A 24,580-nucleotide genomic window follows, 5' to 3' on the forward strand; every position below is an offset into this window, starting at 1 on the left:
AGTGGTCACGAGTCCAGGTCGTGGTACATGACATGCAGGCCGACCGCACCCAACGTGGGATGCCGGAACGCGCCGGGGACGGTGCCGATCATGGCGAAACCGAGACGCTCGTACGGCGTGAGCGCCGGCGTGTTGGAGGCCGCAACGGCGTTGAACTGAACGCCGGCGAATTCATGGCTTCGCGCCCAGTCCAGAAGGTACTCGCCCAATGCCTGGCCGACACCCCGACCGCGTGCTTCTGGAGCGACCATAAAGTTTCCGCTGGCGATATGCGCACCCGGGCCCGGACGGTTGGGGTACATGTTGGAGGTGCCGAGTATGCGCTGATCCTCCACCGCCACTACGACGTGCCCTGGCGGCGGTACCACCCACAAGTCGTGGGCTTGCGCCTCGTTTTGCAGCGGGTCGTAGCAGAAGGTGTCTCCCTTGCGAATGATCTGCTCGATGATCGGCCAGACCAGCGGCCAATCCCGTTCCTCGAACGTTCGGATTTCCATCTGCGTGAGACTAACCAGCAGTGAGTGGCGCTCCCACAGGTTATTTCTGGCGGCCGCGCCGAAGCTCCTTCGACCGCACACCGTCTGACGGTAACCGCACGTTGAAGGACAGCGCTCAGGTCGGAACCGGCACGCACGGCGGCACCGAGACAGACAATCAACGTGCGCCTCGATGACACGTGGCCCAGGATGGATGCCCACGTGGAACTGGGCCTTCCTGCCGGCACCGTGAATAAACGGACGCGCGGGTTCGCGCGCTGAGGGACGTTCTCCGCCGGGTGCGGCTCGCGCGGGAGACTGCACGTCACTCTCGTAGCGCCGGAGCTGTTGGTAGAGGTCGGCGTCGACATCGCACGCAAGGGTGCCGGACGCCGGCGCCATCCGGCGCGCTGGCACCGTGCGCGCCTGGATCTGTCTCCTGCCGACGTCCCGCGGACGCTCCAGGCGTCCCGGCACTCCTCCACCTCGCTGCCGCATAGCAGGACGGGGCGGATCAGCGACCACCAACGCGGGCTCCCCTGACCCCCCGCCGACCACCTCCTGTCGACGGTCAGCCCCCACCGGGCGCTGACCGTCCCTGCTGCTGTTGACGGGGCTCGGACCGGTGTGGGGATGCCGAGGACCGTTGATCAGCCAGCGGTGCCGTTTCCTCCTCGAGGGCTCAGGCGCTCGTCTAGGGTGACACGGTGGGGTTTGAGCTGCGGGATAGGTGGGGCGCACAACCGTTGTGGGCGAGAGGGGTTCTCTCGGTGTACTTGATCGGCTTCGCAGAGGGCACGGGTTCTCACCTCGCAGATCTGGTCCGTGGCGGCATCCACGTCTATGCGTCGTTTTCTCAGCTCTTTCTGCAGGTGTTCTTCGTCAGCTTGGTGATCCTCGATCCGCTGGCGGCCGTGCTGGTGGGGCTTGTGCGGCGGGAAGGGATCTGGCTGGCAAGTGCCGTGATGGCGTTGGACGTCAGCGCGAACTGGTGGGGCAACCGGCACTGGCTGAGGGACGACCCTGCACAGTTGCTCTGGCTGTTGCCGATCACTGTCTTCGGCCTGTTCGTCGTTGCGCTCGCGTTCCCCTTGAGCCGTGCGGTTGCCGGGGCAGCGAGCAGGCCGCCGACGACCCTGCCGTCAGCCTGACGGCTCACGATGCTCAACCGCTGCTGCGGTCTCTGGCCCCGCAAGGATGATCCCTGTACACCCCTAGCAGGGCTTGGTCAGCTTCACGCGTGAGTCCCCCGGCAGTAACTGTCTGGAGGACACCGCGGGAACTTGCTTCCCAACCCCACCACCGGCCGAGTTACCCCCTGCTTGCAGGCCATTCCTGCGCAGACATGCGCCTTGTGAGCGCGTAGATCGGCTCCGTGGGGCACGCGACGGGACGGGTGGCATGGCACTGGGATGAGTGACGCGGCGGCATGACGTCGATGACCGTGCCGGCGTGCGGCCTTCTGACCCCTGAGTCTGAACCGCCCCAAGTTGCTTCATCTGCCGTCCCACTCCCGCTCCGCTGCCAACCCGGCAGGCAGCGCAGGGCCGTCGAGGGTCACGGTCAGCATGGGCTTGGCAAGCATCGCGTCGCGCCGTGACGCTTTCTACACCGACCACCGACCACCGGCTGCCCGGCGAACAGCGACAGTCACCGCCAGACAGTCCACACCGGCCGGGAACACGCCATCCCCATCAGGCGCGGAGGAGGGGCACCCAGCGTCTGTCCGACTCGTCGTACGCCGCGACACTGTCCTGTGTGATGTCCGCCAGAGACACCCACTGCTCCTCCGGCTCCCAGGCAGCGCCGCCGGTCGCTTGCGCATACAGAGGGCTTGGCGCCCACGACACGAGCACTGCAGTGGCAGTCACTCCCGTTGCCCATCCAAGGAACTCGCGTCCGTCCTGAAACGTGAAGCCGATCTTGTCCACCCGTTCTGCGCACCGTTCCAGGGCCTGCCGCAGTGCCTCCGTCCCCACCATTCGGTCATCATATGCAGCGGCCACTGTGAGGCCCATGCCATGACGGGCTGGTCAGTTACGCCCTTCCGTCGGCGACTCTCCTCGTGGTCGCGTTCGGCCCGCCGCGTCGCGGAATCACCGGCACGGCCTCCCATCTGCCGGCGGGTCCGACTCGTCCAGTTGCACACGAGGACGTGGCCAGCAGAAATACTGAGCGCTGGTGAGCAGGCCACGGCCTTCCAGCCGGAAGACAGACTCAGCCGCGCAGGACACCACGAGGAAGGGAGACTCCCAGCCGATGGTGGGGTGCAGCTCGCTCAGCAGCACGTCCACGCCTCGGAAGGCCAGCGTTTCGGCTCATGCGGTCCGGTCCCTGGACTTCACCACGTCGCGGGCACAACAAACGTTCCCTCGTCCTTAGCGCGATACTCGGATCATGAACCGCACAGCGCGCCGGGTTCCGCGACGAAACCGACGCGTCAACTGCTGAAGCGCCAGGTTGTCTGGCTGAACGTGTCCCCCTTGCGGAATCCGAGGCCGCGGACCGGCGGGACGCGGAAGACGAGAGCACGCCCGCCCCTGTCGGGGTGGCTGAACGCGCCGTCGCAGACGACGAAGTGCCAGGTCTTGGTTCCGTACTTTGCCGTGAACGCATCGGCGATCGGCTGCAGCTCGGCCTCATCGGTGACCTGCTCCGCTACGCCCTCAAGTACGACGTCGAGGCCGCCCTCGACGAGGTCGCTTCGTCCGGTGGTCAGGACGCAAGATGGGTTCTCGGCAAGGTTCTTCGCCTTGCGCTCGTCCGGGCCGGTGGTGAACCAGATGGCGTCGCCGTGCCAGACGGCGATCAGTGGCGTGGTGTGCGGCCTGCCGTCGGGGCGGACCGTCGAAAGCCAGAACGTGTCGGCCTCGGTGATGTGTTCAAGCCCCACGGTCCACGGCGTCGGCATGGCGTCGGGATCGCTGAAGCCGTGGATCTCGGCGGTCACGTCGGGTGTCACCATGTGTCATCGTCTCCTCGGTCGCGTGGTCGGCGTTCTGCTACGAGTGCAGACTCTGCGGAGCGTGCGGACTCATCGTTTGCATCCGCCTGGTGCACGTGTGCCTGTCAGGGGGTCGCGGCACGCCGACGCTTCCGCACTGGCCGGATCGCCCTCGGTTCCTGTCCGCGTTCAGCGGCATCTCACCCCACTTCAGGCCCCGCCGCCACCTCATGACCGCACCTGACGTACCGAGCCGAGATGACCGTCCGCTTCACCATCTGGGAGCAGATCACCGGAGCCAAGGCCAGCCCATCGCGGCCCGATCAGGGGCCCGCAACCGCCCCCGGCACACGGTCGGACACTGCGCCGGTCCCCGCACGGAAGCGTACTTCCGACACTTCCTGCTGGGCACGTTCCTGATCCTCCAGGGCGCCAACCTCGCGGTGACGAAGCTGGTGACCAGCAACGTGGCGACCGACGACATCAGCGACATGGACGGCTTCGGCCAGGCGAAGAAGATCTTCGCCTCGTCCTTCGAGGTCGGCGGCGTCCAGGTGAAGATCACGATCGTGTACTGGCTGGTGTTCGCGGCCCTGGCCACCTGGGTGCTGCTGCGCACCAGGTACGACAGCTGGAATCTTCGCGGTCGGCGGCAACAAGGAGTCCGCGCGGGCGGTCGGCGTGCCGGTCACGTTCACGAAGATCTCGCTGTTCATGCTGGTCGGCTTCGGCGCCTGGTTCGTCGGCATGCACCAACTGTTCACCTTCAACACCGTGCAGTCCGGCGAGGGCGTCGGCCAGGAGCTGATCTACATCTCGGCGGCCGTCATCGGCGGCTGTCTGCTGACCGGCGGCGCCGGCTCGGCCATCGGCCCGGTTTTCGGCGCGTTCATGTTCGGCATGGTGCAGCAGGGCATCGTCTACGCCGGCTGGAACCCCGACTGGTTCAAGGCCTTCCTCGGCGTCATGCTCCTCGGCGCCGTCCTCATCAATCTGTGGATCCAGCGCACGGCCACCCGGAGGTGACCCCCATGACCACCGACGGAACCGGCACGCACGGCGCCATCCTCGCAGACACGGCCCCCCGAGAGCGGTGACAGTCCACTCGTCGAACTGCGCAACGCGGGCAAGTCTTACGGCAACATCCGCGCCCTGCACGGCGTGGATCTCGCCGTCCGCCCGGGCCAGGTGACCTGCGTCCTCGGGGACAACGGCGCCGGCAAATCCACGCTCATCAAGATCGTCTCCGGTCTGCACCGGCACACCGAGGGAGAGTTCCTCGTCGACGGCCTGCCGGTGCACTTCTCCACCCCCCGCGAGGCCCTCGACAAGGGCATCGCCACCGTCTACCAGGACCTCGCCACCGTGCCCCTGATGCCGGTCTGGCGCAATTTCTTCCTCGGCTCAGAACTCACCAAGGGCCCCTGGCCCGTGCGCCGCCTCGACATCCAGAAGATGAAGAGGACCGCCGACGAGGAACTGCGCAACATGGGCATCATCCTCGACGACCTGGAACAGCCCATCGGCAACTCTCCGGCGGTCAGCGCCAGTGCGTCGCGATCGCCCGCGCCGTCCACTTCGGCGCGCGTGTCCTCATCCTCGACGAGCCCACCGCCGCCCTCGGCGTCAAGCAGTCCGGCGTGGTCCTGAAGTACATCGCCGCCGCCCGCGACCGCGGCCTCGGCGTCATCTTCATCACCCACAACCCCCACCACGCCTACATCGTCGGCGACCGCTTCAGCGTGCTGCGCCTGGGCACCATGGAGCTCACCGCCTCCCGCGACCAGGTCAGCCTCGAAGAACTCACCAACCACATGGCAGGCGGCACCGAACTCGCCGCCCTGAAACATGAGTTGGCCCAGGTGCGCGGGGTGGACGTGAACGAGCTCCCGGAGGAGACGGACCTCACCACGTCGGGAACGGCGTGAGGTCCGTCCGGGGTGCGGGTGATGTGAAGTGACAGCGGTCGGCGAAGTCCGCTCCCGGCGGCAATGACGTTACGGTCGTTGTGCCGTTCGCGGGAGTCCGGGGGACCGCGTCAGTTGCTACAACGCAGCTACCAGAGGCGCGGGGGCAGGCTCGGGCCCGGTCCAAGGATCGTCAGCGGCCAGGAGCGGTCAGGACCGCATCGGACAGTAGGGCCCTGGCTCTCCAGATTCCCGGCGGAGTCCCTCGGTGAAGATCCGACCGGACCTCGGTCAGTCGATGCCCTCGACGATGCGGAAGTCGCGCTCGACGGCGTCGGACAGGACGACCAGCGCCTCCTGGTAGGCCGCGCTCTCCCGCGCCGCGACGGCCTGCTCGAAGCTGTCGAACTCGATCAGGATGGTGCGCTCGGCGATTCCGGCGTCATGCGCCACGACCCGACTGCCGCGGGCGAGGACCCGACCGCCCCCGGCCCTGACGGCCGGACCGGCCAGCCTGTCGTAAGCAGCCAGCTTCTCAGGGTCTGAAATGGTGCGGTAGACGCTGACCCAGTAGCCCTTGGGCATGGAAACCTCCAGTGTGGGGATGCGTGCCTGTGACTTACGGGTTGGTCTCGGACAAGCGTCGGCGGCCGTTCTTGTTGGGCTGCCGGCCACCGCGAGCCGCCTTCATGTCAGCCGAGCCGGGGAAGGCGGACGGTGCGCGCGATTCCAGCGGCGCCGCCCAGGCGGATCAGGGTGCCGGACGCGCCGCGTCGTGCGTTGGCGATGATCGTGGACGGATGGCCGAGATGGTCGCCCATGTCGACCGCGATGTCGCTGACGCCCTGATCGGCGAGATACGCGGCCAGACACGCGGTGCTGTTGGCGTTGGCGACATCCTCGGGGACGCCGATCGACGGGGCGAACATCCGGGCCGCCGCCCGACCGTCCGTATCGGGGATCGAGTAGGCGTAGCAGCCCAGCAGTCCGTAGCGGTCACAGGCATGACGCAGTGCCGGGAAGTCCGGACGGAGTTCGGCCAGCACGGTGCGCGATCGCACGGGTAACAGGAGCCTTGGCCGGCCCGGTGAGGCCAGGCAAGCGCCGGCGGGAAGGGCTTCGCTCGTCAGGCCGAGGGCGGTCGCGATCGCCCGGAGTTCGGGTTCCCCGGCGACCCGGGGGCTGATCGGGCCCGGGTCGAAAGTGGCCGTCACGTCGTCGTGTTCTCGCTTCGTCCAGCCTTCGAATACGCGACTTGTAGTGTGCAGCTCGGCCCGGCGTTCGGCTTCACCGCCGCAGCGCATGGCGAGCAGTGCCAGTGCGGCGACCGTGCCGTGGCCGCAGGCGGGCAACTCGCCTTCGCCGGTGAAGAACCGGAGCCGATATGACGATCGATCCTGATCCTCGCCGTCCGCCGCGGCGATGAAGACCGCGTGCGAGGTGCCTGTCGCAGCAGGGATGCGCCGTCGCTCGGCATCGGTGAAGGGCGCGTCGTCGAGAACGGCGGTCGGACTGCCGCCCCGGCCCCGCCGTCGGCACGCGTCGACGATCGTCACCTCGGGCATGGCGCCACCTCCATCGTGATCAACATCGTCGGGTCGAGCGCGGGCGCGCTGTGCGTCAGCACGCCGATCGAGATGAGGCCGACGCCGGCATCGGCAATGGCGCGAACCCGGTCCAGGGTGACGTTGCCGGACGCCTCCAGGACATCTCCGAACCGCCGGAACGACCGGCCCTCATACGCGTCACTGCTTCGATGTCGGCCACCTCCATGTGGTCGAGCGTGAGCCAGCCGGCTCCCGCTTCCCCTGTCCTCCGTAGAGGCGGCCACGTCGGCCCGCACCGCAGAAGCGGGGAACTCGGCGATCTTCATAGGTGGTTCCTCAGCTCTCGGAGACCGGTCTTCGGACCGAAGAGGCCGTGGGCGGCTTTCCCGCTTTCCCGAGCGTCGGGTGGGCATGGAGGTGCCGGACCGGATCGATGGTTCGGCCCCATCAAAACCCCCGCTATCCGGTCCACGCCAATAGCCCCACGAGGCCACCCCATAGGCTCGGCCCTATCGCGAGAGCAAGGAGCGGACATGCACGACCACCAAGGCGTCGAACTTCGTCATCTCCGCTACTTCGTCACCGTCGCCGAGGAGGGCACGATGACGGAGGCCGCACGGGTGCTGCGGATCGCGCAGCCCAGCCTGAGCCAGCAGATCAGCTCCCTGGAACGCCGGGTCGGGGCCAAGCTGTTCCACCGCAGGCCTAAGGGGATGGAGCTGACCGAGGGCGGCCGGATCCTGTACGCGAGTGCCCGTCGTACCCTGGCCGAGATCGAGTCGTCGCTGGTGCGGGCGCGCGAGGCTCGCTCTCCGGTGCGCATAGGGATTTGCGGCACCGTTCCCGAGCACCTGCTGGCGCGGGTCGAGCGGGTCCTGGCCGAAGACGGATCCCTGGACGTCGAGTTCGCCGAGGCCGACTCCGGGCAGCAGCTCGACCTGTTGCGGACCGGCACCCTGGCCTTCGGGGTGATGCGCGTCTTCCACGACATGGACGACCTGGCCACGCTGACCCTGGCCGACGAGCCGCTCGGCGTGCTGCTGCGCCCCGACCATCCGCTGGCCGACCACGCGGCCCTGTCCTGGGCCGACCTCGCGGGCCAGGAACTGCTGTGGTTCCCGACCGAGCGCAACCCGCGCTTCACCGAAGGCGTCCTGGCCCACCTCGCCGGCCACGGCTGGTCGCCACGGCTACGTACCCCGGACGCGCACAGCCGGGCCCTGTACCGTCACCACCTGCGCAACAGCCAGAACCTGATCACCCTGCGGGCCCGGACCGCCGTCACGGCGGATACCGGGATGGCCTGGCGACCGTTCGTGTCCGACCCGCCGCGCGAACGCTTCGTCCTGGTCACTCTCGGCGACAGTTCCTGGGCGGAGTTGTTGGCTCGCTCGGGCGGCCGGTCATCCGATGACGGCGGCATCGGTGGACCCGGCCAGAGCGCGGAGGGCTTCCCGAGCGCCCTCTCATCGACGCTGCAGGGCTCAGCCTGACAGACCGTCACCCGTCGGCCGTCGTCGCCGCATCGCACGACCTCGACGACCAGCGTCAGGCCGCCGGCCTCGGGCGCCTGAAGCGCTTGGGAACGGCCCTCGCCGCATGCGGCGCGCGAGATCGCCGAGCGGCACGGGTCTGACCGGCGGCGCACGGAACGATCGGCAGTTCGTTCCGCGCGCCGCCGGCGGTGGGGTGGCAGCCAGACGCCACAGCCGGGCTCAGACGGCCTTGAGCGGCCCGCCGTCGATCAGGTAGTCCGCGCCCGTGACGTCGGCGATGACGTCCGACAGCAGGAGGGTGATGAGAGTCGCGACTTCCCTCGGCTCGACGAAGCGGCCGGAGGTGATGCCGAGAGCCCCGGGCGCCTGCTCGGTGAAGGTGGGGATGTCCATGCCGAAGACGGCCACGACCTTCCCACCGAAGTTCTCCGTCCCGGTCCGACGCGCCGCCGGGCGCGGCGGCGCGGATTCGCCGGCGCGATGAGCACGTGGGGCACACCTCTGGGCGCACTGGAGCGGGAAGGTCGCGCCGCGGGCCACACCACTCGCCACCGGGCGCACCACCCGCCACCGGGCGCACCACCCGCCACGGGGCGCACCACCCCCCACCCCCGAAGCTGCCCACCCGCTCCGGGTAGCCGGCGAGCCGTGCACCAGTCGCACCCGGTCCGCACCCGGACCACTTCGTGCGTCACCCCCCTCCGAGCCCGGCCGCCTCGTTGTCGTCCCGGCGGGACTTCTCCCCGTTCAGCGCTTGCGATCACCGAATCGACCCACATAGTATTACGTTCATCATTTAATGACTCGGAGCGTCATCGGTCAGGCCACGACGGACAAATCCCGCGGCACTCGCCCGGTGAGCCGACAGGCCGGAGCGCGGGATCGGCCAGTCCTCCCCGAGGACCGAACCCACCCTTCACGCCCGTCGGTCACCTCCCCCTCAGCACTCCGCCCTCTTCGTCAGGAGTTTCCGTGGACTTCTCCACCAGCACCGCCCTCGTCACCGGAGCCAACCGCGGCTTCGGCCGGGCCCTCGCCACCGAACTGCTCGACCGCGGCGCGACCGTCTACGCCGGAGCCCGCAATCCCGACCACGTCGACCTTCCCGGCGCCAAGCCGATCGCGCTCGACATCACCGACCCCGCTTCGGTCGCCGCCGCCGTCGAGGCCGCCGGCGACGTGAACCTCCTGATCAACAACGCGGGTTCCAGCACCGGCGCCGACCTGCTCGCGGCAGACCTGGACGACATCCGCCTGGAGATGGACACCCACTACCTCGGCACGCTTCGCATGGTCCGAGGCTTCGCTCCCCGGATCGCGGCCAATGGCGGAGGCGCGATCCTGAACGTCCTGTCCGGACTGTCCTGGGTGAGCTTCCCGGAGCTCGGCGCCTATTGCGCCGCTAAGTCCGCAGAGTGGTCGCTCACCAACGCCCTGCGCCTGCAGCTCGCCGACCAGGGCATCCGAGTGTCCGGACTGCACGTCGGCTACATGGACACCGACATGGTCCGGTCGGTCGACGCGGAGAAGTCCGACCCCGCGGACATCGCCCGGATCGCCGTCGACGGCATCGCCGCCGGCGCCTACGAGATCCTCGCCGACGACGCCGCCCGCCAGGCACAGGCCGCGCTGGCCGGGGGCGTCTCCGTGCTCTACCCCCAGCTCCCCTGAGGAACGGGCCGCTCGGGAATCGGGAATCCGCACCGAGCCCGTGGAGGCCGGTGCCCGAAACCGCACCGCGCACCGTCGGGCCACACCCCCCACCCCCACGCCCATTGACCCATCGCCACGCACGTCTGCCGAGGGAACCGTCATGCAACAGCACCACAAGCCACCAGCCGGACGCGCCGGCATCGTGTGGGTCGTCCTCGTCACCAGCGTGGCCGGATTCATCACCGCGCTCGACAACCTGATCGTCACCACCGCCCTGCCCTCCATCCGCGAGGACCTCGGCGGCGGCCTCGCGGACCTCGAATGGACGGTGAGCGCCTACACCCTCACCTTCGCGGTGCTGGTGATGTTCGGCGCCTCCCTCGGCGACCGTTTCGGCCGCAGGCGGCTGTTCGTGATCGGGCTCACGATCTTCACCGCCGCCTCCGCCGCGGCCGCCCTCGCACCGGGGATGAACGAACTGATCGCCGCGCGTGCGGTGCAGGGTCTGGGAGCCGCGATCATCACGCCGGTGACGCTGACCCTGCTGTCGGCGGCCGTCCCGGCCGAGCGGCGCGGTGTGGCCTTCGGCATCTGGGGCGCGGTCAGCGGCATAGCGGTGGCCACCGGACCCCTCATCGGAGGCACGCTCACGCAGCACCTGTCCTGGCAGTGGATCTTCTGGGTGAACGTCCCGCTCGGTCTGGCGCTGATCCCGCTGGCCCGGCTGCGCCTGAACGAGAGCCACGGTCCCGACGCGAGCCTGGACATTCCCGGCACGCTCCTGGTCAGCGGCGGTCTCTTCGGCATCGTGTACGCCCTGGTGCGCGGCAACACGGACGGCTGGACCAGCATGCCCATCCTGGGCGGCTTCGTCGCGGGTACCGGCCTGCTGATCGGCTTCGTCCTGTACGAACTGCGCGCCACTCACCCGATGCTGCCGATGCGTCTCTTCCGCCACCGCTCCTTCAGCATCGTCAACGTGGCCAGTCTGCTGATGTTCCTGGGCATGTTCGGGGCCATCTTCCTGCTCAGCCAGTATCTGCAGACCGTCGGCGGCTACTCGCCGATGGAGGCGGGCGTGCGGATGCTGCCCTGGACGGCCATGCCCATGATCGCCGGGCCGCTCGCCGGAGCACTGTCCGACCGTGTCGGCGGCGCGCCCGTCGTCGCGGCGGGCATGGCCCTGAACGCGGTGGGCCTCGGACTGTGGGCACTGGCCGTCGAACCTCAGGTGTCCTACACCCACCTGCTGCCGGCGCTGATCGTCTGCGGCATCGGCATGGGCATGTTCTTCGCCCCCAGCGCGAACCTCGTCATGAGCACGGTCGTCCCGGCGGAGCAGGGAATCGCCTCCGGCGCCAACAACGCGATCCGCGAGGTCGGCGGCGCCATCGGCGTCGCGTCCCTGGGGGCGGTCTTCGCCGCCCAGGGCGGTTACGGTTCCGCGTCGCTGTTCGTGGACGGGCTGGTGCCGGCACTTTGGGCCGGGGCAGGCGCGGTCGCCGTGGCGGCGGCTCTGGCGTTCCTGATGCCTCGTCGGCACAGGGCGGACGGCCCGGATGCCGGCCTTGGCACAGGTGATGCCCAGGTAGGCGCACCGGTCGCGATCTGAGCGCGCGTCGCGGGGCGGTCCGGCCGGTTCGGCCTCCCCGCCCCGCGACGCGCCTCCCCGCCCCGACCTCACTGTGGCGCCCTTGCCGGCTCAGGTCACCCGGCGTCCGCCCACGCGGCGGATCACCCCTTTCGTCCGTCGGCCGGGAAGGGGCGCAGGTGCACCAGCAGGGCCTCCGGCCGTTCTTCCGGGATGAAGTGGCCGCATTCCGGCATCTCGGCGCCGGTGACGTCGTCCGCGTACGCGCGCCAGATCTCCAGTGTCGGCAGAGGGGGCGGCAGCCCGACCGAACCCCACAGCGCGAGTACCGGCATGGTCAGGCGACGGCCCTCGACCGCGTCGGTCTCGTCGAGGGCGACGTCCTCCTCCATGGCTCGGTAGTCGTCGAAGCTCGCCCGCAGGGCGCCCGGCCGGGAGAACGCGCGGACGTAGTCGTCGACCGCTTCGGGTGTCAGGGCCAGGGCGGTTGTAGGTCCACCGCTCGAAGAAGTACGCGAGGTACCCGCGGATGTCGGGTCCCACGAGGCGCTCTGGCAGGTCCGGCTGCATCTGGAGGAGCCAGTGCCGGTAACCGGAGGCAAGCGAGGCGTCAAGGCGGCGGAACATCTCCCGGGTCGGCACGATGTCGAGCACGGCCAGCCGCTCCACCTGGTCCGGACGGTCCAGCGCCCACCGGTGCCCGATACGCGCGCCACGGTCGTGCCCCACGACCGGGGCACCCTCGAAGCCGAGCGACTCGACGAGGCCGGCCACATCGGCGGCCATCCGCCGTAGCCCCCCGTTCACCAGGCTCTGTGAACCCAGCTTGTCGACGGGGGTGGGCGGTATGCGCTTCCGGGGATCCCGGCCCGCACCGGCGCGTCGAGGTCCCCGTCCCGCCGGGAGGAGCACGCGTCCTGCCAGGTCGACCCACCGACCGTGATATTACGTACGACAGGCCATGGATTAGGCTGGGGTGCGACGCAACATCGTCACGGAGCGAGTGGAGAACGCCAGTGGTGCGCTACGCCAAGGAGCACAAGGAGGTCACGCGGCAGCGGATCATCCAAAAGGCCGGGCAGCGGTTCAAGCAGGACGGCATAGACGGCTCAGGCGTCTCCACCCTGATGTCGGACGCCGGGCTCACCAACGGGGCCTTCTACGCCCACTTCGCGTCCAAGGACGACCTCGTCGCCAACGTCGTCGCGGCGGAACTGCGCGCACAGGTGGAGGCGTACGACACCCTGCGGCCGGGACGCCAGGGGCTCGAAGACCTCATTCGCCAGTACCTCTCGCCCGAGCACCGGGACCACCCCGGCGCCGGATGCCCCTCCGCCGCCCTGCTCGACGAGATAGGCCGCTGCGGCGACGCGACCAGGCAGGCCTATACCGACGGCGCGAAGGCCATCGTCGACGAGATCGCCGCCCGGCTCACGCCGGAGGACCCGCGGTCCGCGCGCGGCAAGGCCGTCGGCCTCTACACCATGATGGTCGGAACCCTGCAGCTGTCCCGCGCGCTCTCCGACCGGTCGTTCGCGGACGAGGTGCTCGAGCAGGGGATCGAGAACGGTCTCGCCTTCCTGCGCTGAGCCCTCTCGCGCCGAGCCTTCCCGCGTCGAGCGGGAGGGACGGCCGATCCGCGGCACGGTGAGGCGCGTGCCGGAAGGCCACTCGCCTCCGCCGCGTCACACCCGGGACATCGGCCTCTAACGGCACTCCCGCCGTCGCGGAGCGTTCCTGGAACCCGGGTTACCGGAACCGGGCAGGTCAGACACACCGAACCGGACCTCGAGCCGCACGTCCCGTCGGGCGTCACGGCTCTGAGGGAGTCTTCTCGGCTTGAGGGACGTGCGGTGCCTAGGGCCGTGCGAGGAACTCGAGAGCCGTCGGCACGAACTGCTCGTGGAACTGGAAGATTCCGCCGTGACCGGCATCGGGGTAGATCACCAGCTCGGCGTTCGGCAGCCGGCGGGCCATGTCGGCCGAGTTCGACGTCGGCACCATCCTGTCGTGGTCGCCGTTGGCGACGAGCACGGGCTGATGAATGACGGAAAGATCGTGCGGCCGCTCCAGCCCCCAGCGGTGAATGGCCTTCAGCTGGGTGAGGTACGCGATCGGGGAGATCGCCTTGTCCCGCTCCTGGGTGCGTTCCTTGAGCCGGGCCAGGAACTCCTTGCCGGCCCGGCGCCCGTTGGCCGTGCGGGTGAAGAAGAGGAACTGCTTGGGGTCCTGAAGGGTGAACAGCGCCCGGACGGTGTCGAGATGGGACAGCCGGGTCACGTTCTTGATGCCCTCGCCGCCGGCCGGGCCGGTACCCGTGAGGATCAGCTTGCGGACGAGCTGCGGCTCCTCCTCCACGATCACCTGGGCGATCATGCCGCCCATCGAGAAGCCGTGGATGTCCACCTGCTCGAGTCCGAGCGCACGGATGAAGGTGACCGCGTCCTTCGCCATCGCCTGAATGGTGTCCGGCGCCGAACCGCTGGACGCGCCGACGCCCCGGTTGTCGAACGTGATGACCCGGTGCTTGGCGGCGAAGCCGTCGACGACCCGGGGATCCCAGTTGTCCAGCACGGCGGCGAGGTGGGTGATGAACACCACCGGAACACCGGTGCGCGGGCCGAGGTCGCGGTAGGCGAAGGTCACTCCCCCGGCGGTGACGGTGCGGGTCGGTGCGTCCTTGTACGACGTCACGACATCACTCCGTGCTGCTTCTGCGTCATTCATGGTCGTGCCCTTCTGGGGGGCTGCTGCAAGCGTCCGCCTCTTCTCCTTGCCGGAGGGGAGGAGGCCACAGAGCAGGTACACGGTTCTCTCGGCTGCGGCTGTGCAGTCCGGGGTCGGGTCGAAGACTGAGGGAGTCGGACCGTGTGGGGTCGATCCCTTCGACCTCCCCCGACTATTGAAGTATGAACATACTTCCATACGGGCGCAAGCGGCGAGCCGGACGAAATGGCGTCGATGTCGGGACCCGCGCACCGACACCGCCCAAAAAACAGGCGGGGCCACCTCGCACGCTCGCGAGGCGGCCCCGCGATGACGCACCGACTACCGCCCGGACGGGGATCAGCGGCGCGGCGGAAATGATCAGGCGGCGAGGAAGTCGGCCACTTACTCGGTGAGCGACTTGGCGTACCAGAAGAGGAAGTCATGGCCGGAGTCGCCGACCCGCGACGAGCCACGGAGCGGGATGCGAACCGAGCGACGGAAGTGGTCGGAGGCGGGCATAGGGACACGACCGCGGGCGGCCGCTCCATCGCCGCACAAGGGGTGACCATCACACGGGATCATTGGATTACGTTCACAATCCAATACAGTGGAGGAGCCGGTGGAGGGTGAGAGATCCTTCCGGTGACTGAAGGAGTGTGCGGTGCGATACGGGAAAGAGCACAACCAGGCGACCAGGCAGCGGATCATCGAGACAGCCGGCCGCCGGTTCAAGAGGGACGGCATAGACGGCTCGGGCATCGCGGCACTGATGAAGGACGCGGGTCTGACCAACGGCGCCTTCTACACGCACTTCACGTCCAAGGACGAACTCGTGGCGACCACGGTCGCCGACCAACTGCACACCCAGAACGCGAACATCGTCGCGCACGCGGCCCCCGGCCACGCCGGACTCGAACAGATCGTCCGGTGGTACCTGTCCCCCTGGCACCGCGACAGCCCCGGCGACGGCTGCCCCTCCGCCGCTCTGCTCGACGAGATCGGACGCTGCACGCACCCGACCAAGCAGGCTTACACCGACGGCGTGCTGGTCATCGCCAACGGCATCGCCGCCCGTCTGGCGCCCGACGATCCGCTCTCGGTCCGCACCAAAACACTCAGCACCTACGCCATGATGGCCGGGACACTGCAGCTCTCCCGGGCCCTCGCCGACCGGTGGCTCGCCGATGAGGTCCTTGAGCAGGGCATCCACAACGCCCTCGCACTGCTGGATGTCGAGCATGAGCGCGCCGGGACCGCGAGCTGAGACAGCCGACCGAAGCTGCCCGTCGGCAGCTCGCGTCGGCTCGCGTCGGCTCGCGGCCGCGCATCCCGCGCACCCTCGCGGCAGGGACGACGTGCCGATCCGGATCCGGGCAGCGAGCATCAACCCGCTCGGCCTCATGGTCCGGGACGCGGAGATGAAGACGGTCCCGCCGTACCGGGTCACGTTCGTCCTGGGCAAAGACCTGGAGAGGCGGCCGCCGCGCGCATGCCCGAGGACAGCGGACTCCTCGGCGGTGAGGTCGTGTCGAGCCGGGCGGTCACGGCTCCCTGCGGGTGCCGCTGGATGAGGGTGTCGCGGTGCCCGCATCTGCGGACAGCACGTAGCTGGGGCTCCCACGCCGCTTCGGCAGTCGGCGCTCAGGACGTGCCGCGGCTGCGGTGCAGGGCCGTGGGCGCACCGGCGGACTGGCTGCCCTCATCACCGAGGCTGATGGTGTCGGCAGCGGTCAGCTGGACCACGTACAGGTGGCCGCTCTCGCACTGCAGCGAGGTGTCCGAGCGGTTGGTCGCGTGGCTCGCGGCCGCGACGAACGTGGCTGTCGTGCCGCGCACCGACCGTAGTTCCAGGGCTTCCGTGCAGCCGACCTCGCGGCCGGTGCCGGCCTCCTTGATGTTGCTGACCTGCTTGCCGGCCAGTTCGCCCGCCTCGGCGGTGTGCAGGGTGAGGGTCACGGTGAACGACGCGGTGCGCGGGTGCTGTTGGCCGTCCGCGTCAGGGTTGCCCGGCCCCGTGCCGGTCCAGACACCCGCCCATGCGGCGGAGAGGGCGGGCGCGGAGGACGACGGGGCCGGGGAGGCCGTGGAGCCTTCACCGGCCGTCTCCTTCCCGAACGGGTTGCCCAGCAGGACGCCGGTCACCAGGGCGGCCACCGCGAGAACGGAACCGGCGACGGTCCAGCGGACGCGGCGGCGTGCGCCCCCCTCCCGATGGAGGGGCGACGCGTCGTGCGGTCCGAACCCGGCCGGCCCGGCGGTGCCGGGGGCGAAAGGACCGCTGGGCTGCATGGTGCCAGGGGTGAACAGGCCGTACGGCGTGGGGGCGTCCGGAATCGGCCGGCCGTACGGGGCCGGGGTGTCGGGGGGCGGCGCGTACGGCGTGGCGGGGGTCGCGTGGTCGAGGGACGGAGGCAGGGACCCCACCCCGGCGGTCGCCGGCACGGGCGGTCTCCCGCCGGCGGACCTCACCGCGTCCGACGCCGCCTGCCCCTGGCCGTGCTGCGGTACCGCGCATCGGTGTGCGACGTCCTCCTCGCGAGCCGCGAGGTCGGCGCCGAGTCCGGGCGGGAGCGAGCCCTTCCACGTGCCGGCCACCGAAGCGGGGCCGCCCTCGTGAGCGGCCGTCCGCGGGTCGTCCGCGGCCCGCCCTCGGCGCAGCCGGTCCGCCAACTCGGCGCTGTCCGGCCGGTCCTCGGGCCGCTTCGCCAGGCAGTCGCGGATCAGCGGGGCCAGTTCGGCCGGTACGCCGTCCAGACGGGGCGGCTCGTGGACGATGCGGTAGAGCAGGGAGGCGGCCGAGGGCTGCTCACCGGGATATTCGAAGGGACCGGTGCCGGTCGCGGCGAACACCAGGACGGCGCCCAGGGAGAAGACGTCGCCCGCCTCGGTGACGGCTCCCCCGGCGGCCTGTTCGGGAGCGAGGTAGCCGGGCGAGCCGATGACACCGCCGGTGCTGGTGTGGCGGGAGTCGTCGGCGGCCCGGGCGATGCCGAAGTCGATGAGCATGGGCCGGTCACGGCCGAGCAGGACGTTGGACGGTTTGACGTCCCGGTGGGTGAGGCCGCAGGCGTGCACGGCGGCCAGCGCCGCGGCGAGTTCGGCGGCCAGGGTGCGCAGGGCGACGGGCGGCAGCGGCCCGTGACCGGCGACCCAGTCGGACAGGGCAGGCGCGGCGACGTACTCGGTGACCAGCCACAGCGGGCGGTGGCCGGACGGGCTGAAGTCCACCACCGAAACGGTCCACGGGGAGCGGACGCGGTCGCTGGTGCGGATCTCCCGGGCGAAACGCCGCTCGAAGTCCGGGGCGGCGGTGAGGTCGGGCCGGACCGTCTTCAGCGCCAGGGGGCGGCCGGTCGGCGTGCGCGACAGATAGACCTGCCCCATACCGCCCGCGCCGAGCCGGGCCAGCAGCGGATAGCCGCCGATCGTGGCCGGATCCGTACTCTCCAACGGCTCCACGTACGCCTCCCCCTGGTCACCTCACCCCATGACGGAAGCAGGATAGTGGGAGAGCACGGAAGGTGACCTGGCGGACGTCCTCGTGCTCCATCCCTGCCCACGGGACCTCCGCAGGGGCCCAGTCAGGGCAACCGAAAACCCGTGGAGCCCACCTGCGTGGCGTGGAATGCTCTTCGGCGACTGCCGGCGGAAGGGAAGGCTGAAAACGTGTACGTACCGTCATCTGCACGAGCTCTCGATGACGACGAGCGTGAGCTCGTGGAGTTGGCACGCCGCACCATAGACGCGCATACCGACGCCGGGCCCGACGAAGACGGGATCCACACGATGGGCGCCGCGGTCATGGCCGCCGACTACCGGATGTTCGCCGGCGTGAACCTCTACCACTTCACCGGCGGACCCTGCGCCGAACTCGTGGCTCTGGGAGCCGCACGAGCCCAGGGCGCCCGCCAGATGCGCTGCATCGTCGCCGTGGGAAACCACGGACGCGGGGTCATCGGCCCGTGCGGGCGCGATCGGCAGGTCTTCGTGGACTACTACCCCACCATGCGCGTCATCGTGCCCACGCCCGTGGGGCCCAGGTCCGTTCTCGCCGCCGACCTGATGCCGCTGACTCAGCGATGGACCCCGGAAGGCATGAACGGTCTCGACCCCTCGCTCTACCAGGACCCCGAGACGGCCGGTCCCCCGGTCATCCGGTTCAACCCCCGTTACCTCGAAGACGTCCGCTCCGGCGCCAAGACCAGGACCACCCGCTTCCGGGACCCGGCCCAGCTCGGGCCGGCACGGCTGGTGTTCGAGAGCGACCCCAACGTCGTTCTGACGGCAGAGGTGACCGGCATCAGGCACTGCCTGGTCAGCGACCTCACCGACCAGGACGCCCAAGCCGAGGGGCTGACGACCGCAACCGAACTCCGGGAAGGCCTCAAGATCCACTACCCGGATCTGGCGGCAACCGACGAAGTCGACGTCATCACCTTCCAGATCAACGACAAGACAGGCGCCCCTTAAACCACGGGCGGACACGTACGCAGGCTCAGCGCCGAACGTTCCATGGCGACAGCTCACCGATGACCAGTGGGAACTCATCGAGCTGTACGGGTGATGGTGGAGCGGTCGATGCCGAACAGCGTTCCCGGCACCACGTGCGACAGGTCGTGCCCGCAGAGAGATCAGCGTGGCCACGAGCCGGTCGGCGACCACCGACCGGTGGCGGGTGCCGGCACCCGCGTCCCGCTGCCCCTGGCCCCACCTCGGGCAGCATGACGGCGCCCCCTTTCCTAGCCTGCCAGGGCACCGCCAACTCCTCGACCAAGCAGGCGAGATGACGCCGTGAGACCCTGTGAACAGCCGATGGGCCAGCACCGCCCGATCGACCGTGATCACCAGAGTTGGATCATGCCGCCGGCCAGGGCCCGCACCAACCTGAACACCCAAACGTTCTCCCAACGAGCTCCCGCCCGGGGCACTTTGGCCATGCAGGTTCAACTGTCGCGAGTACTGCTGCCAAGCCTCGTTGCAGTCACTGTGTGCGCTGGGGGCGTCCGCTCCAGACATGGTGACCGGACCGTGGGAGGACACGCCGGGCAAGGGCGCATCCCCGCTCACGCGTCGACGGCTTCTACGACTGGGCCGTGGCACCGGATCGCCGCGTTGCCGGGATGTGCCGGTTCCCGCCCGGAGCCGGCCGGGGGGTCAGTCCAGTGTGGGGCGTATGCGGCGTGCGGTGCGTGCGGGCCGCCCGACTGCGGCGTACCAGACGAGGGCCGCGCATATGAAGGCCGTCGCCGCGGAGACCAGTGACCTTGTGAGGGTGTCGTTCCGGGCGCCGGAAGCGAGGGCGATGGCCATTGCCGCCGTCAAAGTGATGACGGGCAGCGCACGGGTGCTCCGTGTGGCGCTTGACGCGGCGGCCGGCGGCAGCAGCCAGGTTGCGAGTCCGTAGCAGACACAGGCCAACAGGGTGGCCCCCAGCACTTCGCTGGGCCGGTGGCCGCCCATGGTCGCGCTGGCGGCGGCGATACAGGCGAGCCACAACACACCGGCCGTGGCGACGTAGGGGCGTATGCGGGGGGAGACCACGAGGACGGCGGCGAGAGTCAGCGCGGCGGGGATGGCGGTGTGCCCGCTGGGGAAACCCTGATCAAGGAGATTCTCGGGCGCGCCCACCAGATCGGGGCGAGGCAGGGTCGATTTGAGCACCTCCTTGCCTCCGGTCGTGAAAATGACGACTCCGAGCGCCGCACACCCGGGCCACCAGCACCGCCGCACCAGGGTGATGACCACGATGACGGCCAGGCCCACCATCAGGGTGGGCTTGGCGCTCAATTCCAGCGGCGGCAGGGGCGTCGAGCCGTAGGCCGCTCCGGACAGGGGGTAGATCCATGCTTTTTCGCCGCCCTGCTTACCGAGACCGAAGAGGGCGTTCTCAGCTCGTTGCCCCCACGGGGTGCAGTCGGCGAGAAGGTAGACCGTCAGGAACCCGAGGGAGTACAGCAGAGCCGGCATCCACCGCCGTGTCGTACGCGACGGGCTGGGAACGTCGGGGTCCTGCGTCGAGGCCCCCCCCCACGGTGTGCGGGCAGGGTCGGAGAATCGTGCTGAGTCATCGCTCTGTTTCTTCCGTTGCAGGGAGTTGGGTCACGCACGTCTTGTGGCACGTCTTGTGGCACGACATGGCCGCCGGGCTCGGGCGGCCCACCGGGGGCCCCTCCTATTCGGGGAGTGCCCGCCCCTGTCGGCGCTGGGCGGTGATGGCCAGGGCGGGCAGGGGTGCGATCAGGAGGAGGAGAACGACCAGGTCCGGAAGGGACTGCATGAACGCGTCCGGCTGGACGACGATCGCCTGCGTGCGGACGCTCGCGACCGCCGCGACGGGGATCAGCCACCGGTGGTCGCCGGTTGCTGCCGTCGCCACCCACGCGCCCAGCAGGGCGGCGACCTCGAGGACGAACAGGCCGCGCTGGAAAGCCGGACTGACAGAGATGACGTGCAGGCCCCCGGCCACGAACATGGCGAGCACGACGGGAGCCAGCCAACGGTACGAGCGGCGTCGCAGACGGCTGGGTCGGCAGAGCGCCAGCACGGCGCACGCGGCGCACAGTGCCCCCGAGAGCGCCAGGTCACGGGCCGTTATCGGGGCTCCGAGACCGTAGTAGCTCAAGCCCGCCTTGCCCTCGCTGCCGAAGAGGGTGCGGCCGTGGGACGTAGCGCCGGCCCAGATCATGGCTGCCGCCGCCGGCAGCCCGATCCACGCTCTGCCCCGCAGGAGAGCGATCAGGCAGCCCAGCGGGAGCAGCCCGTAGGGCAACAGCCGTACCCGCGTGGGACCTCCGGCCCACGGATACCAGCCGGAGAAGTGGAAGGCGATGGCGTGCTGTCCGGGGTCGATGTGCAGTGCCCAGTGCCACACATCCTGCAAGTACGGAACCAGCGCCAGCGCGGCGAGGGCCAGGGCGGCCAGATGGATGCCGTCCAGCCACCACGGCCGAGTGGTGTCGTCAACGGTGGCACGGGCTCGGGCCTGCACCCCGACGCGCACCAGGGCGGCGACTTCCCGCGGCGGGGGCCAGGAGCGCCCGGGATATGCCTCGGCCAGACAGGCCAGCAACTCCTTGCCCTGCTGGGAACGGTAGGACCTGGGATAGGCCGCAAGCAGCAGACGATTCATGCCGGGGCCGCTCCGGCATCCCGTGCGCGTCCGATGACGACGGCAGCCGCCTGCTGCATCCGCAGCGCTTCCCGGCCGAGCGCCTCCGTGCCGTCCTCGGTGAGCCGGTAGTAGCGCCGCGCCCGCCCGTCCACGATCTCCTCATGGCCGGCGGACACCAGCCCGGCCCGTTCCATCCGCTCCAGCGCGCCGTAGAGCGTGGCGACAGCGATTCGGAGACGCCCGTCCGTGGCCTGCTCGGCAGCCTTGATGATGCCGTAACCGTGCAATGGGCCATCCATGAGCGCAGCAAGGATGAAGTACTGCGGTTCCGTCAACGGCAGGTTCCGTCTGGTCATGGTTCGAGAATATATCGAGTCTCGATATATATCTGCCAGTTGGGTGATCATCGGCAGCGCCTTCCATGCCCGCGGCGAGCGTCACCCACTCCCGGCCGGCGGGCGCAACGGCGGTCGGCTCGACGCTCCCGCGCGGCGTTCACGGATGCCGCCCACCGCGACCTGGTCCGGGAGGCATGTCATTCCCACCGTGTCCGCCGGACCCGACTCGCCTCCCGGCGCGCTCGATTCCTCGGGCCGGTTGGTCGTCGGCGCACGCGGTCCGGACAGCGGGCTGTGAACCGGTCAGCAGAAGTCGGAGAACTCCACGGACTTCGGGGACCGGCTCAAGCAGTCCTGCAACATGACCGACTCTCCCTCCGCAGCCGGCGCATCTTCGAGGAGCGCGGCGACGGCCTGCGTGCGCAAGTCACCCCAGCACGCGCTGCGCGGTGCTGGGGTGACTTGCCTGTCGGCGCAGCGATGGAGGGGCGGGCGGGCAGAGCGTGCCGCATGGCCTCGGACCAGAAAGTGATCACTGTTGAGGCGAACCGGACGACGGTGGCCGGGTGGTCGCGCAGGCCTCCGCGTCGAACCGGTCGAGGCGGCGGCGCATACGCCGGGTGGACTGGGGCCAGCTGAATCTGTCGACGCCGTCGGCTTCGAGGTAGCAACTGGAACAGCCGCCGGCGTTGTCGGTGCGGAGCATTGCCTGATGCACCGCGCCCATGGGCACCACAGACGACCGGCGCTTCCGCCGCCTCACCGTCCGCGTCCTCCCCCACCACCTACGGCCCAGCGCCTCTTCGACGCCCGCCAGGCCGGAGCCGGCGACCACCAGCCGCGCCACATCATCGCCGAAGACTCCGCTGCGCAATTCGGCCGGCTGTCGGTGCTGGCTTCACCGGGGCGTGAGCACGCGGAACTCGTTGCCGTCGGGGTCGGTCAGCAGCGCTGTGCCGTCCTCACCGTTGGCGGAGTCGAGACGCTTCGCCCCGAGGGAGAGCAGGCGCTCGACCTCCGCTCGCTGATCGCCGTCCGGCACGAGGTCGAAGTGCAGGTCCTTGCCGGGGTCGGGAATCAGCGGCGGACCGCCCCACGTGATCTTCGTACCGCCGTTGGGTGACTGGATGGCGGTCTCCTCGTCCTGGTCCCAGACCAGCGGCCAGCCCAGCGCCTGGCTCCAGAAGTAGCCCACGGTCTGCGTACCATCGCAGGCGAGCGCTCCGATGAAGCCGCAGCCGGTGAGGAAACTGTTGCCCGGCTCGAGGACACAGAACTCGTTGCCCTCGGGGTCGGCGAGCACCACATGGGACGCATTCGGTCCCTGGCCGATGTCGGCGTGTTGCGCGCCGAGGGCGAGAGCCCTGGCCACGGTCTCCTGCTGAGCCTCCGCGGAGGAGCTGGTCAGGTCGAAGTGGAGACGGTTCTGGCCCCTCTTCTGCGCCTGGGAGGGACGGAAGCCGAGGCGGTAGCCGGCGTCGTTCCCGGACGGAAGGGCGACGCCGTCGTAAGAATCGTCAGTTCTCTCCAAGCCCAGGACGCCGGACCAGAAATGCATCAGGCGCTCGGGCTGGTGCGCGTCGAAGGAGATTGCTGAGAGTCGGCTGCCCATTGCGCCACGCTTCCCCGGTACGTCGAGTGCCGGCCTTCGGCAGGGCGCCATGTCAGCGCCTCGAAAAAGGATCCTATGGGCGGGTCGGCCTCAGTTGCAGCCGAGTATTCCGCGGCCCAGAGCCGGAGCCGCACCCTGCGGGGTGCGGGGTGCGGGGTGCGGGGTGCGAGTCGGTGGCTGAGGCGCGTGAGTCTGGTGGTCCGGCACGTGAAGGACCGCCGGCTGGGGTTCCATCGGGTCGGGGTCAGCCGACCTGTCCGGTCGGCCGCATGGTGATGTGGTTGATGTCCACGCCCGCGGGCTGGTTGACGGCGAAGACGATCGTGTCCGCGACCTGCTCGGCGGTCATCACCGGCGCCGCCTCGGGGGTGCCGCCGCGTTCGTCCCAGAACGGGGTGTCCACCACCCCGGGTGCGACGACCGTCACCCCGACCCCGTCCTTGCCGACCAGCAGCCGGGTGTTCTCGGCCAGTGCGTGCGCGGCCCACTTGGTGACCGCATACAGGTTGCCAGGCGTGTTGCGCACCCCGGCGACCGAACCGATGATCACGATCCGGCCCTTGGTCTCCCGCAGGTGCGGCAGGGTCTCCCGCACCAGCAGGGCCGGGCCCAGGACGTTGGTGAGGACCATGGCGCGCATGTCCTCGGGGGCGTGGCTCTCCAGGTTGCCGGGCAGTGAGTAACCGGCATTGGCGATGACGGTGTCCAGTCGGCCCCACGCCTCCACCGCGCGGCGCACGGTGGAGGCGACGTCGTTCGCGTCGCTGGCGTCGCCGGTGATCGTCAGCAGCCGCTCGCCCGCTGCGGCCGAAGCGGCGAAAGCGGCCAGCTTGTCCGCGTCACGTCCGGTGACGGCCACGCGGTGGCCCTGCTTGAGCAGGGCGCGGGCGGTGGCGGCGCCGATTCCGGTCGAGCCACCGGTGATCAGTGTGACGGGTTCCATGAGACGGCCTCCTTGGCGATGTGGTCATCGGGGCTGTGTCAGGGCGCCGGATGCCGATGAACACGAGGTGGCGCGTGAGGTCGGCCGACTCCAGATCGCCCGTTCCCCGAAACCCCTGCACTATACCCAGCGATCTTCCCGCTGAGCCGGTACGCCGTCGCTGACCGGCCGTGATGGCGCACGAATGACGCCGAACTCGCGCTGCCGGCAACTGTGTTGGGATGTGCGCGGCACGCAGGCCGAGTCCGCCGGA

The 24,580-nt window shown here is 69.6% G+C and carries 24 protein-coding genes and 4 pseudogenes; 12 read left to right on the forward strand and 16 right to left on the reverse strand.

What is annotated here, in order from left to right; genetic code table 11:
* Positions 1-5 precede the first annotated feature (5 nt).
* On the reverse strand, positions 6-497 hold the full coding sequence (locus BG482_RS01720) for a GNAT family N-acetyltransferase (RefSeq protein WP_069766973.1): 492 nt from the start codon (positions 495-497) through the stop codon (positions 6-8).
* Positions 498-1,246: 749 nt separating this feature from the next.
* Between BG482_RS01720 and BG482_RS01725 the strand changes: the two genes are divergently transcribed.
* Positions 1,247-1,627 (forward strand): hypothetical protein, encoded by a 381-nt coding sequence (locus BG482_RS01725; RefSeq protein WP_256096159.1) that lies wholly within the window; start codon positions 1,247-1,249, stop codon positions 1,625-1,627.
* Between the two features lie 1,289 nt (positions 1,628-2,916).
* Here the strand turns inward: BG482_RS01725 and BG482_RS01740 are convergent.
* Positions 2,917-3,441, reverse strand: coding sequence for a pyridoxamine 5'-phosphate oxidase family protein (locus BG482_RS01740; protein WP_069766976.1), 525 nt, complete (start codon positions 3,439-3,441; stop codon positions 2,917-2,919).
* Between the two features lie 152 nt (positions 3,442-3,593).
* On the opposite strand from BG482_RS01740, the pseudogene BG482_RS45980 reads away from it, so the two are divergent.
* The 4 genes and pseudogenes from BG482_RS45980 to BG482_RS45990 form a co-directional block, all read left to right on the forward strand.
* Positions 3,594-3,735, forward strand: a pseudogene (locus BG482_RS45980) (IS6 family transposase); the annotation flags it as partial.
* A gap of 89 nt (positions 3,736-3,824) precedes the next feature.
* Positions 3,825-4,446: pseudogene (locus BG482_RS01745) on the forward strand (ABC transporter permease); the annotation flags it as partial.
* Between the two features lie 162 nt (positions 4,447-4,608).
* Positions 4,609-4,976 (forward strand): annotated as a pseudogene (locus BG482_RS45985) (ATP-binding cassette domain-containing protein); the annotation flags it as partial.
* Between the two features lie 84 nt (positions 4,977-5,060).
* Positions 5,061-5,348 carry a hypothetical protein gene (locus BG482_RS45990; RefSeq protein WP_370745736.1) on the forward strand — a complete coding sequence of 96 codons (288 nt, stop codon included), beginning with the start codon at positions 5,061-5,063 and terminating at the stop codon, positions 5,346-5,348.
* Positions 5,349-5,618: 270 nt separating this feature from the next.
* Here the strand turns inward: BG482_RS45990 and BG482_RS01755 are convergent, their stop codons facing one another.
* The 3 genes from BG482_RS01755 to BG482_RS01765 all read right to left on the reverse strand — a co-directional run bounded on the left by BG482_RS01755 (position 5,619) and on the right by BG482_RS01765 (position 7,200).
* Positions 5,619-5,912, reverse strand: a complete 294-nt coding sequence (locus BG482_RS01755) for a DUF1330 domain-containing protein (protein WP_069766977.1) — start codon at positions 5,910-5,912, stop codon at positions 5,619-5,621.
* Between the two features lie 107 nt (positions 5,913-6,019).
* Positions 6,020-6,892, reverse strand: coding sequence for a PhzF family phenazine biosynthesis protein (locus BG482_RS01760; protein WP_069766978.1), 873 nt, complete (start codon positions 6,890-6,892; stop codon positions 6,020-6,022).
* Positions 6,880-7,200 carry a hypothetical protein gene (locus BG482_RS01765; protein ID WP_069766979.1) on the reverse strand — a complete coding sequence of 107 codons (321 nt, stop codon included), beginning with the start codon at positions 7,198-7,200 and terminating at the stop codon, positions 6,880-6,882. Before BG482_RS01765 ends, BG482_RS01760 begins: the two co-directional genes overlap by 13 nt.
* A 207-nt stretch (positions 7,201-7,407) precedes the next feature.
* Between BG482_RS01765 and BG482_RS01770 the strand changes: the two genes are divergently transcribed.
* Positions 7,408-8,367: a LysR family transcriptional regulator gene (locus tag BG482_RS01770; RefSeq protein WP_069766980.1), complete on the forward strand. Its 960-nt coding sequence runs from the start codon at positions 7,408-7,410 to the stop codon at positions 8,365-8,367.
* A gap of 222 nt (positions 8,368-8,589) precedes the next feature.
* On the opposite strand, the gene BG482_RS01775 is transcribed toward BG482_RS01770, so the two are convergent.
* Positions 8,590-8,778: a hypothetical protein gene (locus tag BG482_RS01775; protein WP_069766981.1), complete on the reverse strand. Its 189-nt coding sequence runs from the start codon at positions 8,776-8,778 to the stop codon at positions 8,590-8,592.
* Positions 8,779-9,342: 564 nt separating this feature from the next.
* Between BG482_RS01775 and BG482_RS01780 the strand changes: the two genes are divergently transcribed.
* Both BG482_RS01780 and BG482_RS01785 read left to right on the forward strand, forming a co-directional pair.
* Positions 9,343-10,041: an SDR family oxidoreductase gene (locus BG482_RS01780; RefSeq protein WP_069766982.1), complete on the forward strand. Its 699-nt coding sequence runs from the start codon at positions 9,343-9,345 to the stop codon at positions 10,039-10,041.
* 142 nt (positions 10,042-10,183) lie between these two features.
* Positions 10,184-11,635: a DHA2 family efflux MFS transporter permease subunit gene (locus BG482_RS01785; protein WP_069766983.1), complete on the forward strand. Its 1,452-nt coding sequence runs from the start codon at positions 10,184-10,186 to the stop codon at positions 11,633-11,635.
* Positions 11,636-11,757: 122 nt separating this feature from the next.
* On the opposite strand, the gene BG482_RS44810 is transcribed toward BG482_RS01785, so the two are convergent.
* The gene (locus tag BG482_RS44810; RefSeq protein WP_256096160.1) at positions 11,758-12,006 is read right to left on the reverse strand and encodes an alpha/beta fold hydrolase; all 249 of its coding nucleotides are present in this window, start codon (positions 12,004-12,006) and stop codon (positions 11,758-11,760) included.
* Positions 12,007-12,196: 190 nt separating this feature from the next.
* Between BG482_RS44810 and BG482_RS44815 the strand changes: the two genes are divergently transcribed.
* Both BG482_RS44815 and BG482_RS01795 read left to right on the forward strand, forming a co-directional pair.
* Positions 12,197-12,409: a hypothetical protein gene (locus BG482_RS44815; protein WP_256096161.1), complete on the forward strand. Its 213-nt coding sequence runs from the start codon at positions 12,197-12,199 to the stop codon at positions 12,407-12,409.
* A 221-nt stretch (positions 12,410-12,630) separates the two neighbouring features.
* The gene (locus tag BG482_RS01795) at positions 12,631-13,203 is read left to right on the forward strand and encodes a TetR/AcrR family transcriptional regulator (protein WP_069766984.1); all 573 of its coding nucleotides are present in this window, start codon (positions 12,631-12,633) and stop codon (positions 13,201-13,203) included.
* Between the two features lie 268 nt (positions 13,204-13,471).
* Here the strand turns inward: BG482_RS01795 and BG482_RS01800 are convergent, their stop codons facing one another.
* Entirely contained in the window at positions 13,472-14,308 is an 837-nt protein-coding gene (locus BG482_RS01800; RefSeq protein WP_256096162.1) for an alpha/beta fold hydrolase, read from the reverse strand.
* A 676-nt stretch (positions 14,309-14,984) separates the two neighbouring features.
* Between BG482_RS01800 and BG482_RS01805 the strand changes: the two genes are divergently transcribed.
* Positions 14,985-15,587 carry a TetR/AcrR family transcriptional regulator gene (locus BG482_RS01805; RefSeq protein WP_069766986.1) on the forward strand — a complete coding sequence of 201 codons (603 nt, stop codon included), beginning with the start codon at positions 14,985-14,987 and terminating at the stop codon, positions 15,585-15,587.
* A 377-nt stretch (positions 15,588-15,964) separates the two neighbouring features.
* Here the strand turns inward: BG482_RS01805 and BG482_RS01810 are convergent, their stop codons facing one another.
* Complete coding sequence (locus BG482_RS01810) at positions 15,965-17,782, reverse strand: serine/threonine-protein kinase (RefSeq protein WP_069766987.1); 1,818 nt, start codon at positions 17,780-17,782, stop codon at positions 15,965-15,967.
* Positions 17,783-18,040: 258 nt separating this feature from the next.
* On the opposite strand from BG482_RS01810, the gene BG482_RS45995 reads away from it, so the two are divergent.
* Complete coding sequence (locus tag BG482_RS45995; RefSeq protein ID WP_069766988.1) at positions 18,041-18,793, forward strand: ASCH domain-containing protein; 753 nt, start codon at positions 18,041-18,043, stop codon at positions 18,791-18,793.
* 86 nt (positions 18,794-18,879) lie between these two features.
* Here BG482_RS45995 and BG482_RS46000 read toward each other — a convergent pair.
* From BG482_RS46000 to BG482_RS01845, 7 genes and pseudogenes are all read right to left on the reverse strand, one after another.
* Positions 18,880-19,171: pseudogene (locus BG482_RS46000) on the reverse strand (IS5/IS1182 family transposase); the annotation flags it as partial.
* A 306-nt stretch (positions 19,172-19,477) separates the two neighbouring features.
* Complete coding sequence (locus BG482_RS01820) at positions 19,478-20,290, reverse strand: phosphatase PAP2 family protein (RefSeq protein ID WP_069766989.1); 813 nt, start codon at positions 20,288-20,290, stop codon at positions 19,478-19,480.
* A gap of 205 nt (positions 20,291-20,495) precedes the next feature.
* Positions 20,496-21,452 carry a hypothetical protein gene (locus BG482_RS01825; RefSeq protein ID WP_069766990.1) on the reverse strand — a complete coding sequence of 319 codons (957 nt, stop codon included), beginning with the start codon at positions 21,450-21,452 and terminating at the stop codon, positions 20,496-20,498.
* Entirely contained in the window at positions 21,449-21,790 is a 342-nt protein-coding gene (locus tag BG482_RS01830) for a PadR family transcriptional regulator (protein WP_069766991.1), read from the reverse strand. The genes BG482_RS01825 and BG482_RS01830 overlap by 4 nt, the downstream gene beginning before the upstream one ends.
* A 514-nt stretch (positions 21,791-22,304) precedes the next feature.
* Positions 22,305-22,478, reverse strand: coding sequence for a hypothetical protein (locus BG482_RS44505; RefSeq protein WP_218108754.1), 174 nt, complete (start codon positions 22,476-22,478; stop codon positions 22,305-22,307).
* A 192-nt stretch (positions 22,479-22,670) separates the two neighbouring features.
* Positions 22,671-23,384: a VOC family protein gene (locus BG482_RS01840; protein WP_069766993.1), complete on the reverse strand. Its 714-nt coding sequence runs from the start codon at positions 23,382-23,384 to the stop codon at positions 22,671-22,673.
* A gap of 244 nt (positions 23,385-23,628) precedes the next feature.
* The gene (locus tag BG482_RS01845; protein ID WP_069766994.1) at positions 23,629-24,327 is read right to left on the reverse strand and encodes an SDR family oxidoreductase; all 699 of its coding nucleotides are present in this window, start codon (positions 24,325-24,327) and stop codon (positions 23,629-23,631) included.
* Positions 24,328-24,580: the final 253 nt, after the last annotated feature.

This window comes from Streptomyces sp. LUP30, from assembly GCF_001746365.1.
Classification (GTDB): Bacteria; Actinomycetota; Actinomycetes; order Streptomycetales; family Streptomycetaceae; genus Streptomyces.